The following is a 16662-nucleotide window of genomic DNA, read 5'->3' on the forward strand; positions in this document are numbered from 1 at the left end:
TAGGTGAGTGGGGGTGACTGTGATTCGTCGAGTGCAGGTGAAGGGGAAGATAGGCACTCTGCGACGGCAGTCGTGCGCCCTCACACCAACTCCAGCGCTGTCCAAACGACGGAAACTGCACGCCCCTTAGGGGCGCGGGGAACTGCGCGACCAGCCACGACGAGACCCGCACTTGCCCACTACCCCACCCCGCTGCCCAGCTCGCGCAGCTGCACGCACGGGTGGGCGCAGCGGCACCCCGCAAGCGCGGGTGAGCGAAACGCCCCCCACCTCAGCCACCTCCCCACCCGCACTCGACCCCCCCCGAGGTACCCCCATGCACCCCACCCGCCGCACCCTCCTCGCCGGCACCGCAGCCGCCACCGCCCTCACCGCCCTCCCCCTCCCACAGGCCCAGGCCCAAGCAGCCCCCCACCCCACCCCCTACCGCTGGCGCAACGTCGTCATCGGCGGCACAGGCTTCGTCACCGGCGTCCTCTTCCACCCCGCCGTGCGGGGCCTCGCCTACGCCAGGACGGACATCGGCGGCGCCTACCGCTGGGACGACAGAGCGGCCCACTGGACCCCCCTGACGGACCACCTCGGCTGGGACGACTGGAACCTCCTCGGCGTGGAGGCGATAGCGATCGACCCGGCACACAGGAACAGGGTCTACCTGGCCCTGGGAACGTACTCCCAGCCCTGGGCCGGCAACGGCGCGATCCTCAGCTCGGAGGACCGAGGCAAAACCTGGACCCGCACCGACCTCACCGTAAAACTCGGCGCGAACGAGGACGGCAGAGGCGCCGGCGAACGCCTCCTCGTGGACCCGAGGAACAGCGACACCCTGTGGCTGGGCACCCGGCACGACGGCTTGCTCAAGTCGACTGACAGGGGCGGAAGTTGGACGAAGGCGACGTTCCCACGCACCCCCAGTGAGACAGGCCAGGGCATCACCTTCCTCGTGGCGGCGGGCCGCACCCTGTACGCGGGCTGGGGAGACGGCGACGGCACCACCCCCACCCTGTACCGCACGAGGAACGGCACCCAGTGGGACCCGGCCCCCGCCCAGCCGACCGGCCCCGCAGCGAAGGTCCCGATCCGAGCCGCGTACGACCCCCACACCCGAGCCCTGTACGTGACGTACGCGAACACCCCAGGACCGAACGGCCAGTCGGACGGCAGCGTCCACAAACTCTCGACGACGACGGACAGTTGGACGGAGATCACCCCGGCGAAGCCGAACGGCACGACGGACACGTTCGGCTACGGAGGCATCGCGGTGGACGCCCGCCGCCCGGGAACGGCGATCGTCTCGACGAACAACCGCTGGTCGGCGGTGGACACCCTGTACCGCACGACGGACGGCGGCACCACCTGGAAGTCCCTCAAGGACACGGCCGAGTTCGACGTGTCGGAGACCCCTTTCCTCAACTGGGGCGGACAGGAACCGAAGTTCGGCTGGTGGATCCAGGCCGTGGCGATCGACCCGTACGACTCCCGGCACGTGGTGTACGGCACGGGCGCCACCCTCTACGGCACGAGGGACCTGAAGCACTGGTCCCCGCAGATCAGGGGCCTGGAGGAGACGTCGGTGATCCAGCTGGTGTCACCCCCGGCAGGGGAGGCGCACCTGCTGAGCGCCTTGGGCGACATCGGCGTCATGTACCACGAACGGCTGACGGCGTCCCCGTCCCGCGGCATGGCCACGAACCCGGTGTTCGGATCGGCGACGGGGCTCGCACAGGCCGCGGCCAGACCGGCGTACGTCGTCCGCAGCGGCTGGGGCGACCACGGCAACGGCGCGTACTCGGTCGACGGCGGCCGGAGCTGGACGCCCTTCGCCGCTCAGCCCGCCCTCGCCAAGGACGCCCCGGGTCCGATCGCCACGAACGCCGACGGCTCCGTGCTGCTGTGGTCGTTCGTCCACTGGGACGGCACCACCTACCCCGCCCACCGCTCGACGGACAACGGCACCACCTGGTCCGAGATCCCCTCCTTCCCGAAGGGCGCCACACCGGTCGCCGACCCGGCCGATCCGACGCTGTTCTACGCGTTCGACTCCGTTACGGGAACAGTACGGGCCACCACTGACAGTGGCCTCTCCTTCACGGACCGCGCGACGGGCCTCCCGTCCGGCGACAGCCAGTTCGAGCTGGTCGCGGCCCCGGGCCGCACCGGCGACCTCTGGCTGAGCACGAAGACGAACGGCCTTTTCCGCTCCACCGACGGCGGCGCGACCTTCACGAAGGTCACGAGCTGCACGGCGTCGCACACGGTCGGCTTCGGCAAGGCCGCGCCCGGCGCGAGCTACCCGGCGATCTACCTGGTCGGCACCGTCGGCACCGGCACCGCCGTCCACCGCTCGGACGACGAGGGCAGGACCTGGGTACGGATCAACGACGACCGCCACCAGTGGGGCTGGACCGGCCGCAGGATCACCGGCGACCTGAGGGTGTACGGCCGCGTCTACCTGGCGACGAACGGCCGGGGCATCCAGTACGGGGAACCGATCCGATGACCGCACCACGCCCGCGCACCCACGCCGCGAGCCCTGCGCCCGCCCACGGAACCTGGGAACCCGCCCCCGCCGACCGCTGGGAGGACGCCTACCTCAGCGGCAACGGCCACCACGGCGCCCTCGTGTACGGCGACCCCCGCGACGACCGGGTGATCGTCACCCACCACACCCTCGTCCGCCCGAACGGCTCCGAAGACGCCCGAGCCCCCGACCTGGCATCCCAACTCGCCGGGATTCAGGACAGGTTGCTCGCCGGAGACCTCACCGCCGCCGAGGACTTCACCGACCACCGCCCCCTCCAGTGGGTCCAGCCCTTCCACCCCGCCTTCCAGACCCGGATACGACGGGACACGGCCACCCCGACCCACCGCTACCGCCGCACCCTCGACTTTACGACCGGCGAGACGACGGCGGCCGACGCGGACTGGACGAGCCGCGTCTTCGTCTCCCGCGCCGACGACGTGATCGTTCAGCAGGTGGCGGCTCCCGCACTCACGGCGGACATCTCCCTGGACCACCAACTCCCGGGCACCCCGGATGACTTGGCCGTCTCTCAAACCGTTTCCCTCACCCCCGACGGCGCCCTCCTCGCCCTGCGCGCCCGCTACCCCGACAGCGCCAAGGCGTACACCGGCCTCACCCGGATCGTCGTCACCGGCGGCACAACCTCCCTCACCACGACCGGAGTTCGGGTCGAGGACGCCGAGTCCGTCCTCCTCCTCACCCGGGTGCACCGGTACGACACCCGAGAGCAACGGCACCCCACCGACCCCGCGCTACCGCCCCCGGACGACTACGCCGCCCTCCGCGCCCGCCACCTCCCCCTCCACCGCGACGCCTACCACCGCGTCACCCTCGACCTCCACGCCGACCCCGCCGGGCGCGCCCTCCCCGGCTCGGAGTTGCTGAAGACCCCGGACAGCCCCGCTCTCCTGGAACGCCTCTTCGCCGCCGGCCGCTACCACCTCCTCTCCGCCAGCGGCCTCCTCCCACCCCGCCTCACCGGCCTGTGGACCGGCGACTGGGACACCGCCTGGTCCGGCGCCTTCACCCTCGACGCCAACCTCAACCTCCAGACGTCGTCGGCCACTTCGGCAGCCCTCCCCGAAGTCACCGAGGCCCTGCGCCAGTTGATCGAGGCCCAGCTCGACGACTGGCGCGCGAACGCCCGGTCCGTCTTCGGTGCCTGGGGCATCGTCACCCCCGCCCACACCGACGGCGAGTTTGGCCACGCCTTCCACTTCAGCCGCGAATACCCCCTCCACCTCTGGACGTCCGGCGCGGACTGGCTCCTCAAGCCCCTCGTCGACCACGACGAGACAGCGGGCACCCAGGACCCTCGTACGGCTGCGCTGCTCGCCGAACTCGCGGAGTTCTACGAGGACTTCCTGACGCGGACGGACGTGGACGGTCAACTTGTGGTCGTCCCTTCGTACTCACCCGAAAACCGTCCGGCGAACGCCAGTTGGGGAGCGCTCAACGCGGCGATGGACCTCTCGGCGGCCCGCCACGCCCTCCTCACCGCAGCCGCGTACCACCCCGAAGCCCCCGACCGAGCCGCCCGCTGGACCGCCCTCGCCCACCGCCTCCCACCCCACCGCGTCAACCCCGACGGCGCCCTCGCCGAATGGGCCTGGCCCGGCCTCGAAGACACCTACGATCACCGGCACTTGAGCCACCTCTACGCCGTCTGGCCCCTCGACGAGATCACCCCCTACGACACCCCCGCCCTCGCCGGAGCCGCCCACCGGGCCCTCCAACTCCGGGGCGCCGAGAACGACTCCGCGCACGGCCACCTCCACCACGCCCTGATCGCCGCGAGGTTGAGGGACGGCGCCCGCGTCGGACAGGCCCTGGCCGCAGTCCTGGACGGCGACTTCTTCCACGCGTCCCTGATGAGCGCCCACTACCCCCACCGCCACGTCTACAACGCGGACGCCGCGCACACCCTCCCCACCGTCCTGATCGAGGCGCTGATCCAGTCGACCCCCGACCGACTGGTCCTCCTCCCCACGAAGGTCCCGGCACTCGAAGAAGGCCAACTCCGGGGCGTCCGGACGAGGTTCGGCGCCGGGATCGACCTCGACTGGGACAAGAACGGCGCCAGGGCCGTCGTCCACCCCACTCGCACGCTCAGCGTCGAGCTGCGGACTTCCACCGGCGCGAGGCCGCTCGACCTCGTCGCCGGAGAAGACCACGTCCTCACCCTGGGGACGTGGTAACTCCCCTGCAAATCAAGGCATTTCCCCCCACCCATGGAAGGGACACCATGGCAACCCGCACGCTCTCCAGGGCCGTCAAGGTCCTGCTCGCCCCCGCACTGGCGCTCGGCGCCACCGTCGCACTCGCCTCCGCCCCCGCCTCGGCAGCCGTCTGGAACACCTGCGACCAGTGGGGCAACACGAACCTCAACGGCTACACGCTGTACAACAACATCTGGGGTTCGGGCGCCGGAAGCCAGTGCATCTGGGCCAACTCCGGCACCAACTGGGGTGTCAACGCCAACCACCCCAACACCGGCGGCATCAAGTCGTACCCGAACCAGAAGAAGGTGGTCAACAAGACCATCACCTCGCTCGGTTCGCTCAACAGCAGCTACAACGTCTCGGTCCCGTCGTCCGGCGCGTACAACACGTCGTACGACATCTGGCTCAAGAACAACGCGTACGAAGTGATGCTCTGGGTCAACAAGACCGGCCCCGTCGGACCGATCGGCACCTCGCAGGGCACCGCGACGCTCGGCGGCCACACCTGGACCGTCTACAAGGGCACCAACGGCTCGAACGAGGTCTTCTCGTTCATCCGCACCTCGAACTCGTCCTCCGGGTCCGTCCAGATCCTCCCGATCCTGAAGTGGATCAAGGACACCAAGGGCTGGTTCGGCAACGAGACCATCGGTGACGTGCAGTTCGGGTACGAGATCACCAGCTCGTCCGGCGGCCTGAACTTTACGACAAACAACCTGACCGTCAGCAGCAGTTGACCAAACCGTGGCCGGGGCGGGGTTTGATGGGGCTATGCACAACACCACCCCCACACGCCGCGCCCTGACCACGCTCGCCGTGGCCGCGGCCGTCGCCCTCGGGGCGACCGGAACCGCGGTCGCGGCCCCCCAGGCACCCGCCGCGCAGGCGGCCACCACCACGACGGCGACCGCCGCCGACACCTACACCCTGTACTCCATCGCCGACCTCGCCGCCCAGCGCCTCGCCACCGCGGACCTGGTCGCCGCCGCCAAGTTCGGCACCAGCAGCCCCATCGACGACCCGGCCCGCGAACAGCAGGTCCTCGACAGTGTCGCCGCGCAGGCCGTGCAGCTCGGCGCCGACCCGGACGCGGTCCGCAAGGTCTTCCGCGACCAGATCGAGGCGAACAAGCTGGTCCAGCGCGGCCTGTTCCAGCGCTGGACCGACCACCCCGACGAGGCCCCCACCACGCGCCCCGACCTCAGCGTCGTCCGCGTCGAGATCAACCGCATCAACACGGAACTGGTCAAGGCCCTCGCCGCGACCGCCGCCGACCGCTCCGGGGTCGTCTGCTACCCCGAGCTGTACCTCGGCGCCGCCCAGGTCCGCCACGAACGCCACCTGGACCGCCTGCACACCGAGGCACTCTTCCGCGCACTGCCGTCGGTCTGCGAGAGCTGACCCGATACGACCGTGAGGCCGGTCCCCGCCGTCCAGGGACCGGCCTCACAGCCGCAGCCGCTACCTCACGGCGCGATCGGCAACTCCGCCCCGTCCCGCAGGAACAGCGGAATCCGCTCCAGCGGCGCGTCGACGGTCACCGCCGCACCCCCCTCGTACGACACCCCCGTCCACGCGTCCGTCCACCGCGCCCCCGCCGGCAGATACGCCGTACGGACCGTCGCCCCCGCCGTCAGCACCGGCGCGACCAGCAGATCCCGCCCGAACAGGTACGCGTCGTCGACGCCCCAACTCGCCCGGTCCTCGGGGAACTCCAGGAACAGCGGACGCATCGGCGGGAGCCCCTCCTCGTGGGCCTCGCGCATGACCTCCAGGACGTACGGCCGCAGCCGCTCGCGCAGCCGCACGTACTCGGCCATGATCGTGCCCGCCGAATCCCCGTACGACCACACCTCGTTGGGCCCGCCGGTCATGTCGGGGCCCAGCGGCATCCCCGGGTCGCGGAACCCGTGCAGCCGCATCAGCGGCGAGAGGGCGCCGAACTGGAACCAGCGGACCATGACTTCGCGGTACGCCGGGTCGTCCGGGTCGCCGCCGTGGAAGCCGCCGATGTCCGTGTTCCACCAAGGGATGCCGGAGAGCGCGGTGTTGAGCCCGGCGGCGATCTGGCGGCGCAGGGTCGGGAAGTCGGTGCCGATGTCGCCGGACCACAGCGCGGCTCCGTACCGCTGACTCCCGGCCCACGCCGAGCGGTTGAGGGTGATGACCTCCTCGCCCTCCGCGCCGAGCCCCTCCGCGAACGCCCGCGCGTTCTCCAGCGGGTACAGGTTGCCGACCTCAAGCCCAGGGCCCGCCCAGTAGCGCAGGTTCTCCGGGAACCCCGGCTTCAGCTCCGGCTCGCAGGCGTCCAGCCAGAACGCCGTGATGCCGTACGGGGCAAGGTAGTTGTCGCGGATCCGGGACCACACGAAGTCCCGCGCCTCGGGGTTCGTCGCGTCGTAGAAGGCGACCTGTACGGTCGAGGCGACGCCCTTGTCCGGCCAGTCCGCGTGCGCCATCGGACCGTACTGCGTGCCGATGAAGTAGCCGCGCTGCTCCATGAGTTGGTGGTTCTCGGAGAGCGGCGACACCGACGGCCACACGCTCACCACCAACTTGGTTCCCATCTCGGCGAGTTCACGCACCATCCCGGCCGGGTCCGGCCACTCGGCGGGGTCGAACTTCCACTCGCCGAGGTGCGTCCAGTGGAAGAAGTCGCACACGATCGCCGCCAGTGGCAGCCCCCGGCGCTTGTACTCCCGTGCCACGGCCATGAGTTCGTCCTGCGTGCGGTACCGCAGCTTGCACTGCCAGAACCCCGCCGCCCACTCGGGCAGCATCGGCGTACGGCCGGTCACCGCGCTGTAGCGCCGCTGGCCGTCGGCCGGAGAGCCGGCGGTGATCCAGTAGTCGATCTGCCGCGCCGAGTCCGCGACCCACCGCGTCCCGTTGTGCGCCAGCTCCACGCGCCCGATCGCCGGGTTGTTCCACAGCAGCGTGTAGCCCCGACTCGACGTCAGCACCGGGATGTTGACCTCGGCGTTGCGCTGCACCAGGTCGAGGACCAGCCCCTTCTGGTCGAACTTCCCGTGCTGGTGCTGCCCGAGCCCGTACAGCTTCTCGTCCTCGTAGGCCGCGAACCGCTGCTCCAGCCGGTGGTAGCCGTTCCCCACGGCCGTGTAGAGGCGCGAGCCCGGCCACCAGAAGTGCGCGCGCTCCTCGGCGAGGATCTCCTCCCCGGAGTCCGTCGACAGGAAGCGGACCAGGCCCTCGGCGCTCACCTCGACCGTCAGCGCGCCGACCGTCAACAGGCCCACGCCCTCGGCGAGTTTGACGACCGACTCGGTTGCCGGGGGAGTGTCGAGCAGCGCGCCCGGCAGCTCGGGCAGGACCGGCCCGCCGAGCCGGGACCGCACCCGGACCGCGTCCGGCCCCCACGGCTCGATACGGACGGTCTCCTGGCGCCCGCTCCACTCCAGCGCGCCGCCCCGCTCACGGAACGTCCCGACGGTGGGGGAGGACTGGGCCAGACTGACCTTGGGCTGAGACAGTTCTTCGGCGGACAGATCTTCGGCGGACAGAGTCATGAGGCGTGCTCCTGAGGGGAAGCGTGCGGACCTGAAGGCACCCCGAAGGGCGCTGAAGACACCCCGAACAACGCCCTTCACCAACAGGGCGCCGTACGAAGAGAAGTGACCGTCTGTCAGATGTTGCTCGGGCCCGTGCTCGCCCGGACCGTCAACTCGGGGGAGATCAGCGCCACTTCGGCCCCGCCCCGCCCCTCCAGCTTCGCGACGAGCTGCTCCATCGCCCGCCGCCCCATCTCGGCCGCCGGGATCGCCACCGACGTCAGCCTGACCGGCGCCTGCGTCGCCACCTGGTCCGGGCAGATCGCGACCACCGACACGTCCTCCGGCACCGCCCGCCCCTGCTGGCGCAGCAGCGAGAGCAGCGGCTCCACCGCCGACTCGTTCTGCACGACGAACCCCGTGGTCGCCGGGCGTTCGTCGAAGACCCGGGCCAGCGTCGCGGCCAGCGCGTCGTACCCGCCCTCGCACGGCCGGTGCAGCGCGCGCACCCCCAACTCCCGTGCGCGCGACCGCAGTCCGTCCAGCGTACGGACCGCGAACCCGGTGTGCCGCTCGTACACCCCCGGCGCCTCGCCGATCACGGCGACGTCCCGGTGGCCCAGGTCCGCGAGGTGCTCGACGCACAGCGCGCCCGTCGCGCTCCAGTCGAGGTCTACGCAGGTCAGTCCCGAGGTGTCGGCGGGGAGGCCGATCAGCACCGAGGGGCGGTCGGTCGAGCGCAGCAACGGCAGCCGCTCGTCGTCGAGTTCGACGTCCATCAGGATCATGCCGTCGGCCAGCCCGCTGCCCGTCACCCTGCGTACCGCGTCCGGCCCCTCCTGGCCGGTCAGCAGCAGGATGTCGTAGCCGTAGCCGCGCGCGGCCGTCGCCACCGCGATGGAGATCTCCATCATCACCGGCATGTACATGTCGGTGCGGAGCGGAATCATCAGCGCGATGATGTTCGAGCGGCTGCTCGCGAGCGCGCGCGCACCCGCGTTCGGGTGGTACCCCAACTCCCGGATGCTCTGCTCGACGCGCTGCCGTGTGGTCGTGGAGATGGACCGCTTGCCACTGAGGACATAGCTCACCGTGCTCGCCGAGACTCCGGCGTGCTGGGCGACCTCGGCGAGGGTGACCATCCAGCTCTCCAAGCTTTGTGAAGCGCTTCGACAGTGCGCGTTGCGAACAGGGTGGGCGAGTGGGTGGTTCGACAGTAGCTTCAGTGAGGGACGGGTGTCCATAGGTTGTCGAAGCGCTTCGATAATCACTCCGGAACGGGGTGAACGGGTGCGCGAGGGCTGGTCCAAGCCGCCGTAATCGGGTAAACGATCCAGTAGAACCGATCGGTAACCAGACGTCCCGAACACCCGATCCGCGGCGAGGTGATCCTCATGTCCGCACCACACGCATCACCGGGCAAGCCGTCCGTCTCAGGCCCCTCCGTCTCAGGCCCCTCTGTCTCAGAACGTGAGGCCCGGCAGGTCGCCGAGGCGGCCCGCGAGCAGGACTGGCGCAAACCCAGTTTCGCCAAGGAGCTGTTCCTCGGCCGCTTCCGGCTCGACCTGATCCACCCGCACCCCGTCCCGCCCGACGCCGACGTCCGCCGCGGCGAGGAGTTCCTCGCGGCGCTGCGCGACTTCTGCGAGACCAAGGTCGACTCCGCCCGCATCGAGCGCGAGGCGCGCATCCCCGACGAGACGATCAACGGGCTCAAGGACCTCGGCGCGCTCGGCATGAAGATCGATACGCAGTACGGCGGCCTCGGACTCACCCAGGTCTACTACAACAAGGCCCTCGCCCTCGTCGGCTCCGCGAATCCGGCACTCGGCGCGCTGCTGTCCGCGCACCAGTCGATCGGGGTGCCGCAGCCGCTGAAGATCTTCGGTACGCAGGAGCAGAAGGACGCGTTCCTGCCGCGCTGCGCCACGACGGCCATCAGCGCGTTCCTGCTCACCGAGCCGGACGTCGGGTCCGATCCCGCGCGGCTCGCGACGACCGCCGTACCCGACGGGGACGAATACGTCGTCGACGGCGTCAAGCTGTGGACCACCAACGGGGTCGTCGCCGATCTGCTGGTCGTCATGGCCCGGGTTCCCGTGTCCGAGGGGCACCGGGGTGGGATCACCGCGTTCGTCGTCGAGGCCGATTCCGAGGGGGTCACCGTCGAGAACCGCAACGCGTTCATGGGGCTGCGCGGGATCGAGAACGGGGTCACCCGGTTCCACCAGGTCCGGGTGCCCGCCGCCAACCGCATCGGGCCCGAGGGGGCCGGGCTGAAGATCGCGCTCACCACCCTCAACACCGGGCGGTTGTCGCTGCCCGCGATGTGTGTCGGGGCCGGGAAGTGGGCGCTGAAGATCGCCCGCGAGTGGTCCGGGGTCCGTGAACAGTGGGGGAAACCCGTCGCGTTGCACGAAGCGGTCGGGGCGAAGATCAGCTTCATCGCCGCAACGACCTTTGCCCTGGAGGCCGTTGTCGATCTCTCCTCGCAGATGGCCGACGAGGACCGCAACGACATCCGCATCGAGGCGGCGCTCGCGAAGCTGTACGGCTCCGAGATGGGGTGCCTCATCGCCGACGAGCTGGTGCAGATACGGGGTGGGCGGGGGTTCGAGACCGCCGAGTCGCTCAAGGCGCGGGGTGAACGGGGCGTGCCTGCCGAGCAGTTGGTCCGTGACCTGCGTATCAACCGCATCTTCGAGGGGTCCACCGAGATCATGCACCTCCTCATCGCGCGGGAGGCGGTCGACGCGCATCTCTCTGTCGCCGGGGACCTCATCGATCCCGACAAGTCCCTTGAGGAGAAGGCGCGTGCGGGTGTGGAGGCCGGTTCCTTCTACGCTCGCTGGCTGCCGAAGCTCGTCGTCGGTGCCGGGCAACTTCCCACGTCCTACGACGACTTCAAGAACGGGATGGATCTTTCCGGGCATCTTCGGTACGTCGAGCGTCACTCCCGGAAGCTTGCGCGGTCCACGTTCTATGCGATGTCCCGGTGGCAGGGGCGGCTGGAGACGAAGCAAGGGTTTCTCGGCCGGGTCGTGGATATCGGGGCGGAGTTGTTCGCGATGAGTGCGGCGTGTGTTCGGGCGGAGTATCTCCGTGCCCGGGGGCAACACGGGCGTGAGGCTTATCAGTTGGCCGACGCGTTCTGCCGGCAGGCCCGCGTGAGGGTGGACGAGCTGTTCGGGCGGCTGTGGTCCAACACGGATGAGGTCGACCGGAAGGTGGTCAAGGGGGTGCTTGGGGGAGCGTACGAGTGGCTGGAGACCGGCATTGTTGATCCCTCGGGGGAGGGGCCTTGGATTGCCGATGCATCGCCGGGGGCGTCTACGAAGGAGAACGTGCACCGGCCGATTCGGTGAAAGACGGGTTGTGGGGCGGGTGCGGGTCCGTTGTGGCTGGTCGCGCAGTTCCCCGCGCCCCTAAAAAAGACTCGCACCCGCCGCCTTAAAACCTCAGCACCACTTCTGATACCTCAGCACCACTTGTGGTCCTTCGTCTTCTTCGTCCACGTGCACGTGTCCACCTTCGACCCCGTCGCGCGGGTCAAGGTTGCCGTGTCGCCGTCGTTGTTCCAGACGTATGCCTTGCGGTTCTGGAATTTGTCGGCCGTCGTGTCCTTGCCCGTGCCGGTGTGGATCTTTACCGTCTTGCCGGCTGCTATGGAGATGTTCTTGAAGACGTACTTGTGGTTCGAAGCGTCCTTCAGGATCCAGCCCTTGATGTTCACCGGCTTCTTGCTGGTGTTCTTGAGCTGGACCCATTCCGCGTTGAGGCTCGCGGTGGAGCGGGTGTCCTTGCCCGGGCTGTCGAACCAGATGTGGTACAGCTCGACGCCGCCGGTGGCGGAGTGGGCCGGGGTGGAGAGGGCCGTGCCGAAGAGCATGGCCGTGCCGCCGAGGGCAGCACAGAGTCGGGTGACGCGCATGTGAGAGATCCCCCCTGGATGTCGTATGCGGGATCAGTCCTATCACGGGATCTTCACCAGAAACTCATAAACGGTTATATGAACCACCTCTCGCGCCAACCCCGGCCCACCCCTTGGCGACACGCTGTCCACCCTCACAGCCCATGCGGCGACAATGGGGGAATGACCGACAGTCCAGCCCCTCTCGCCGACCCCCACCTGGTCTTCGCCCCCGTCGCGGGCGACGCCCCCAAGGAGGTGGTGATCCTCGGCTCCACCGGCTCGATCGGCACGCAGGCCATCGACCTCGTCCTGCGCAACCCCGACCGCTTCAGGGTCACCGCCCTGTCCGCGCACGGCGCCCGCGTCGCCCTGCTCGCCGAGCAGGCGCACCGGCTGCGGGTGAGGACAGTCGCGGTCGCCCGCGAGGACGCCGTACCGGCGCTGCGCGAGGCCCTCGCGGCCGAGTACGGCGCGGGCGAGCCGCTCCCGGAGATCCTCGCGGGGCCGGACGCGGCCACGCAGGTCGCCGCCTCCGACTGCCACACCGTCCTGAACGGCATCACCGGCGCGATCGGCCTCGCCCCGACGCTGGCCGCCCTGGAGGCGGGCCGCACTCTCGCGCTCGCCAACAAGGAGTCGCTGATCGTCGGCGGCCCCCTGGTGAAGGCGCTGGCGCAACCCGGTCAGATCATCCCCGTCGACTCCGAGCACGCGGCCCTCTTCCAGGCGCTCGCCTCCGGCACCCGCGCGGACGTCCGCAAGCTCGTCGTCACCGCGTCCGGCGGTCCCTTCCGGGGCCGTACGAAGGACCAGCTCGCGGACGTCACGGTCGAGGAGGCGCTCGCGCACCCCACCTGGGCGATGGGCCCGGTCATCACGATCAACTCGGCGACCCTGGTCAACAAAGGGCTGGAAGTCATCGAGGCGCACCTCCTCTACGACATTCCCTTCGACCGCATTGAGGTGGTCGTGCATCCCCAGTCGTATGTCCACTCGATGGTTGAGTTCACGGACGGATCGACGATGGCCCAGGCGACGCCCCCCGACATGCGCGGGCCGATCGCCATCGGGCTCGGCTGGCCGCACCGCGTCCCCGACGCGGCGCCCACTTTCGACTGGAGCAAGGCTTCCACCTGGGAGTTCTTCCCCCTGGACAACGAGGCGTTCCCCTCGGTGAACCTCGCCCGGCACGTCGGCGAGCTCGCGGGAACGGCTCCGGCGGTGTTCAATGCCGCCAACGAGGAGAGCGTGGAGGCGTTCCGCCGGGGCGCGCTGCCGTTCAACGGGATCATGGAGACCGTCACGCGTGTGGTCGAAGAACACGTGATGAAAGAACACAGCGTGTCGGGAACTTCGCTCAGCGTGTCGAACGTCCTCGAAGCAGATGCCTGGGCACGAGCCCGGGCCCGGGAACTGACGGCGACCGCGGAGGCGCGCGCATGACCGCTCTGATGATGATCCTCGGCATAGTCGTCTTCGTGCTCGGGCTGCTGTTCTCGATCGCGTGGCACGAGCTGGGGCACTTCACGTTCGCCAAGCTCTTCGGCATCCGGGTGCCGCAGTTCATGGTCGGCTTCGGGCCGACCGTCTTCTCCCGCAAGAAGGGCGAGACCGAGTACGGCGTCAAGGCCATCCCCATGGGCGGCTACATCCGCATGATCGGGATGTTCCCGCCGGGCGAGGACGGCCGGATCTCGACGCGGTCCACGTCCCCGTGGCGCACGATGATCGAGGACGCGCGCTCCGCCTCCATGGAGGAGATCCAGCCGGGCGACGAGACGCGGATGATGTACACGCGCAAGCCCTGGAAGCGCGTCATCATCATGGCCGCCGGGCCCGTGCAGAACCTGATCCTCGCGGTGATCCTCTTCCTCACGGTCCTCATGGGCTTCGGGATCTCCCAGCAGACCACCACGGTCAGCTCGGTCTCCCAGTGCGTCATCAACCAGAGCGAGAACCGCGACACCTGCAAGACCGGCGACGCCCCCTCACCGGCCGCCGCCGCCGGACTCAAGGCCGGCGACAAGATCGTCTCCTTCGACGGCGTACGGACCGAGAAGTGGGACTCCCTCTCCGACCTCATCCGCGCCAGCGCCGACAAGACCGTCCCGATCGTGGTCCAGCGCGACGGCAAGGAGGTCACCCTCCGGGCGAAGATCGCCGAGAACCAGGTCGCCAAGAAGGACTCCAGCGGCCAGATCGTCCAGGGGCAGTACGTCAAGGCCGGGTTCCTCGGCTTCAGCGCCGCCAGCGGCATCGTCCAGCAGGACTTCGGCGACTCCGTGACCTGGATGACCGACCGCGTCGGCGAGGCCGTCGACTCCATCGTCGCCCTGCCCGGCAAGATCCCCGCGCTGTGGGACGCCGCGTTCGACGGGGGCAAGCGCGAGGCCGACTCCCCGATGGGCGTCGTCGGTGCGGCCCGGGTCGGCGGGGAGATCTTCACCCTCGACATCCCGCCGTCCCAGCAGCTCGCCATGGCGCTCATGCTGGTCGCCGGGTTCAACCTCTCCCTGTTCCTCTTCAACATGCTCCCGCTGCTGCCGCTCGACGGCGGGCACATCGCGGGCGCGCTGTGGGAGTCGCTGCGGCGCAACCTCGCGCGCGTCCTGCGCAGGCCCGACCCCGGGCCCTTCGACGTGGCCAAGCTCATGCCGCTCGCCTACGTCGTCGCCGGGGTGTTCATCTGCTTCACGATCCTCGTCCTCATCGCGGACGTGGTGAACCCGGTGAAAATCTCGTAGCCACCCAGCGTTCACGACGGCCGGGCACCCTAGGTGTCCGGCCGTCGTCCGTCCAGCGGGTTTGACAAGGAAAATGTGCCCGGTGGGGGTCAGGTGTCGTAACCTCGGACCCCGGTAGCCCGCGCGCTCTCGGGACCGGTCTTGATCCACGACATGGGGTTGCACAGCAGATGACTGCGATTTCTCTCGGCATGCCGTCCGTTCCGACCAAGGTCGCCGAGCGGCGCAAGAGCAGGCAGATCCAGGTCGGGTCGGTCGCGGTGGGCGGGGACGCGCCGGTGTCCGTGCAGTCGATGACCACGACGCGTACGTCCGACATCGGGGCCACGCTTCAGCAGATCGCCGAGCTCACCGCGTCCGGGTGCCAGATCGTGCGGGTCGCCTGTCCTACGCAGGACGATGCGGACGCGCTCGCCACCATCGCGCGCAAGTCGCAGATTCCCGTCATCGCCGATATCCACTTCCAGCCCAAGTACGTCTTCTCCGCGATCGAGGCCGGGTGCGCCGCCGTGCGCGTCAATCCCGGCAACATCAAGCAGTTCGACGACAAGGTGCGGGAGATCGCCAAGGCCGCGAACGATCACGGGACGCCCATCCGGATCGGCGTCAACGCCGGGTCCCTCGACCGGCGGCTGCTCCAGAAGTACGGCAAGGCCACGCCCGAGGCGCTCGTCGAGTCCGCTCTGTGGGAGGCGTCGCTGTTCGAGGAGCACGACTTCCGGGACATCAAGATCTCCGTCAAGCACAACGATCCCGTGGTCATGATCGAGGCGTACCGGCAGCTTGCTGCGCAGTGCGAGTACCCGTTGCACCTCGGGGTCACCGAGGCGGGGCCGGCGTTCCAGGGCACGATCAAGTCTGCCGTCGCCTTCGGCGCGCTTCTCTCCGAGGGCATCGGGGACACCATCCGCGTCTCCCTCTCCGCGCCTCCCGTCGAGGAGGTCAAGGTCGGGAACCAGATCCTGGAGTCCCTCAACCTCAAGCAGCGTGGCCTGGAGATCGTGTCCTGTCCGTCCTGTGGGCGCGCGCAGGTGGACGTCTACAAGCTGGCCGAGGAAGTCACCGCGGGCCTCACGGGTATGGACGTCCCCCTCCGCGTAGCGGTCATGGGCTGCGTGGTGAACGGCCCCGGCGAAGCCCGAGAAGCGGACCTGGGCGTGGCGTCCGGCAACGGCAAGGGCCAGATCTTCGTCAAGGGCGAGGTCATCAAGACGGTCCCGGAGTCGAAGATCGTAGAAACGCTGATCGAAGAGGCAATGAAGCTGGCGGAGAAGATGCAGGAGGAAGGCATCACTTCCGGCGAACCGTCGGTCTCGGTAGCAGGCTAATTTCCTTCGCCCCCGCCGCCCCTACCCTTCCCATCCTCAAGGGGCTCCGCCCCTTGGACCCCGATGGGGTGGGTGGGCGGGTGCGGGTCCGATGTGGCTGGTCGCGCAGTTCCCCGCGCCCCTGAAAAGAGTGGGTGGCTGTGTGTTCCAGGGTGCGGGTTCGTTGTGGTTGGGCGTGCCCGTGTCGAGCACCCCTTCGTGGCTCACACCGGAGTACGTCCACACGTAATGCCGCCCCCTGCAACCCCCCAGGGGCGCGGGGAACTGCGCGCCCAGCCCCCCACGACCCGCACTCGCCAGCCGACCCACAGCGGCACCCCCCCAAGCCCGTCCGGCGTTTGAGGACAAAGCGGCGCGGCCGACCCCGGCGGCATTCACGAACCCGGCGACAACAGGGATCGGCCCAGCCCCCGGCAGGGAGA

General features: G+C 69.4%; 11 protein-coding genes. 8 read left to right on the plus strand and 3 right to left on the minus strand.

Annotation, left to right across the window (positions count from 1 at the left end; all coding sequences use genetic code 11):
• Positions 1-316 precede the first annotated feature (316 nt).
• The 4 genes from J8M50_RS35005 to J8M50_RS35020 are packed head-to-tail and all read left to right on the plus strand — an operon-like array spanning position 317 to position 6147.
• A complete protein-coding gene (locus J8M50_RS35005) occupies positions 317-2500 on the plus strand; it encodes a WD40/YVTN/BNR-like repeat-containing protein (RefSeq protein WP_010358658.1) in 2184 nt (727 codons plus the stop codon).
• Positions 2497-4722 (plus strand): glycosyl hydrolase family 95 catalytic domain-containing protein, encoded by a 2226-nt coding sequence (locus tag J8M50_RS35010; protein WP_010358660.1) that lies wholly within the window; start codon positions 2497-2499, stop codon positions 4720-4722. The genes J8M50_RS35005 and J8M50_RS35010 overlap by 4 nt, the downstream gene beginning before the upstream one ends.
• Before the next feature lie 47 nt (positions 4723-4769).
• On the plus strand, positions 4770-5483 hold the full coding sequence (locus J8M50_RS35015) for a glycoside hydrolase family 12 protein (RefSeq protein ID WP_010358662.1): 714 nt from the start codon (positions 4770-4772) through the stop codon (positions 5481-5483).
• Positions 5484-5517: 34 nt separating this feature from the next.
• Complete coding sequence (locus tag J8M50_RS35020; RefSeq protein WP_010358664.1) at positions 5518-6147, plus strand: chorismate mutase; 630 nt, start codon at positions 5518-5520, stop codon at positions 6145-6147.
• Between the two features lie 65 nt (positions 6148-6212).
• Here the strand turns inward: J8M50_RS35020 and J8M50_RS35025 are convergent, their stop codons facing one another.
• Positions 6213-8273 carry a glycoside hydrolase family 31 protein gene (locus J8M50_RS35025; RefSeq protein ID WP_010358666.1) on the minus strand — a complete coding sequence of 687 codons (2061 nt, stop codon included), beginning with the start codon at positions 8271-8273 and terminating at the stop codon, positions 6213-6215.
• A gap of 116 nt (positions 8274-8389) precedes the next feature.
• A complete protein-coding gene (locus tag J8M50_RS35030) occupies positions 8390-9397 on the minus strand; it encodes a LacI family DNA-binding transcriptional regulator (protein WP_010358667.1) in 1008 nt (335 codons plus the stop codon).
• Between the two features lie 252 nt (positions 9398-9649).
• On the opposite strand from J8M50_RS35030, the gene J8M50_RS35035 reads away from it, so the two are divergent.
• A complete protein-coding gene (locus tag J8M50_RS35035) occupies positions 9650-11620 on the plus strand; it encodes an acyl-CoA dehydrogenase family protein (protein ID WP_010358668.1) in 1971 nt (656 codons plus the stop codon).
• 113 nt (positions 11621-11733) lie between these two features.
• Here the strand turns inward: J8M50_RS35035 and J8M50_RS35040 are convergent, their stop codons facing one another.
• Positions 11734-12186: a lamin tail domain-containing protein gene (locus tag J8M50_RS35040; RefSeq protein WP_010358670.1), complete on the minus strand. Its 453-nt coding sequence runs from the start codon at positions 12184-12186 to the stop codon at positions 11734-11736.
• Positions 12187-12348: 162 nt separating this feature from the next.
• On the opposite strand from J8M50_RS35040, the gene dxr reads away from it, so the two are divergent.
• The 3 genes from dxr (at position 12349) to ispG (ending at position 16240) form a co-directional block, all read left to right on the plus strand.
• Positions 12349-13611: a 1-deoxy-D-xylulose-5-phosphate reductoisomerase gene (gene dxr, locus J8M50_RS35045; RefSeq protein ID WP_010358671.1), complete on the plus strand. Its 1263-nt coding sequence runs from the start codon at positions 12349-12351 to the stop codon at positions 13609-13611.
• Positions 13608-14912 carry a M50 family metallopeptidase gene (locus J8M50_RS35050; protein WP_010358673.1) on the plus strand — a complete coding sequence of 435 codons (1305 nt, stop codon included), beginning with the start codon at positions 13608-13610 and terminating at the stop codon, positions 14910-14912. The genes dxr and J8M50_RS35050 overlap by 4 nt, the downstream gene beginning before the upstream one ends.
• A gap of 170 nt (positions 14913-15082) precedes the next feature.
• Positions 15083-16240: a flavodoxin-dependent (E)-4-hydroxy-3-methylbut-2-enyl-diphosphate synthase gene (gene ispG, locus J8M50_RS35055; protein WP_010358674.1), complete on the plus strand. Its 1158-nt coding sequence runs from the start codon at positions 15083-15085 to the stop codon at positions 16238-16240.
• Positions 16241-16662 lie beyond the last annotated feature (422 nt).

It is taken from the genome of Streptomyces acidiscabies (genome assembly GCF_020010905.1).
Classification (GTDB): Bacteria; Actinomycetota; Actinomycetes; order Streptomycetales; family Streptomycetaceae; genus Streptomyces; species Streptomyces acidiscabies.

Bases quoted from the DNA above. Each gene is read 5' to 3' on its own strand.
- J8M50_RS35050 (WP_010358673.1), top strand. From the start codon at position 13,608: ATGACCGCTCTGATGATGATCCTCGGCATAGTCGTCTTCGTGCTCGGG.
- J8M50_RS35010 (WP_010358660.1), top strand. From the start codon at position 2,497: ATGACCGCACCACGCCCGCGCACCCACGCCGCGAGCCCTGCGCCCGCC.
- J8M50_RS35025 (WP_010358666.1), bottom strand. From the start codon at position 8,273: ATGACTCTGTCCGCCGAAGATCTGTCCGCCGAAGAACTGTCTCAGCCC.
- J8M50_RS35035 (WP_010358668.1), top strand. From the start codon at position 9,650: ATGTCCGCACCACACGCATCACCGGGCAAGCCGTCCGTCTCAGGCCCC.
- J8M50_RS35020 (WP_010358664.1), top strand. From the start codon at position 5,518: ATGCACAACACCACCCCCACACGCCGCGCCCTGACCACGCTCGCCGTG.
- J8M50_RS35005 (WP_010358658.1), top strand. From the start codon at position 317: ATGCACCCCACCCGCCGCACCCTCCTCGCCGGCACCGCAGCCGCCACC.
- J8M50_RS35015 (WP_010358662.1), top strand. From the start codon at position 4,770: ATGGCAACCCGCACGCTCTCCAGGGCCGTCAAGGTCCTGCTCGCCCCC.
- ispG (WP_010358674.1), top strand. From the start codon at position 15,083: ATGACTGCGATTTCTCTCGGCATGCCGTCCGTTCCGACCAAGGTCGCC.
- J8M50_RS35030 (WP_010358667.1), bottom strand. From the start codon at position 9,397: ATGGTCACCCTCGCCGAGGTCGCCCAGCACGCCGGAGTCTCGGCGAGC.
- J8M50_RS35040 (WP_010358670.1), bottom strand. From the start codon at position 12,186: ATGCGCGTCACCCGACTCTGTGCTGCCCTCGGCGGCACGGCCATGCTC.
- dxr (WP_010358671.1), top strand. From the start codon at position 12,349: ATGACCGACAGTCCAGCCCCTCTCGCCGACCCCCACCTGGTCTTCGCC.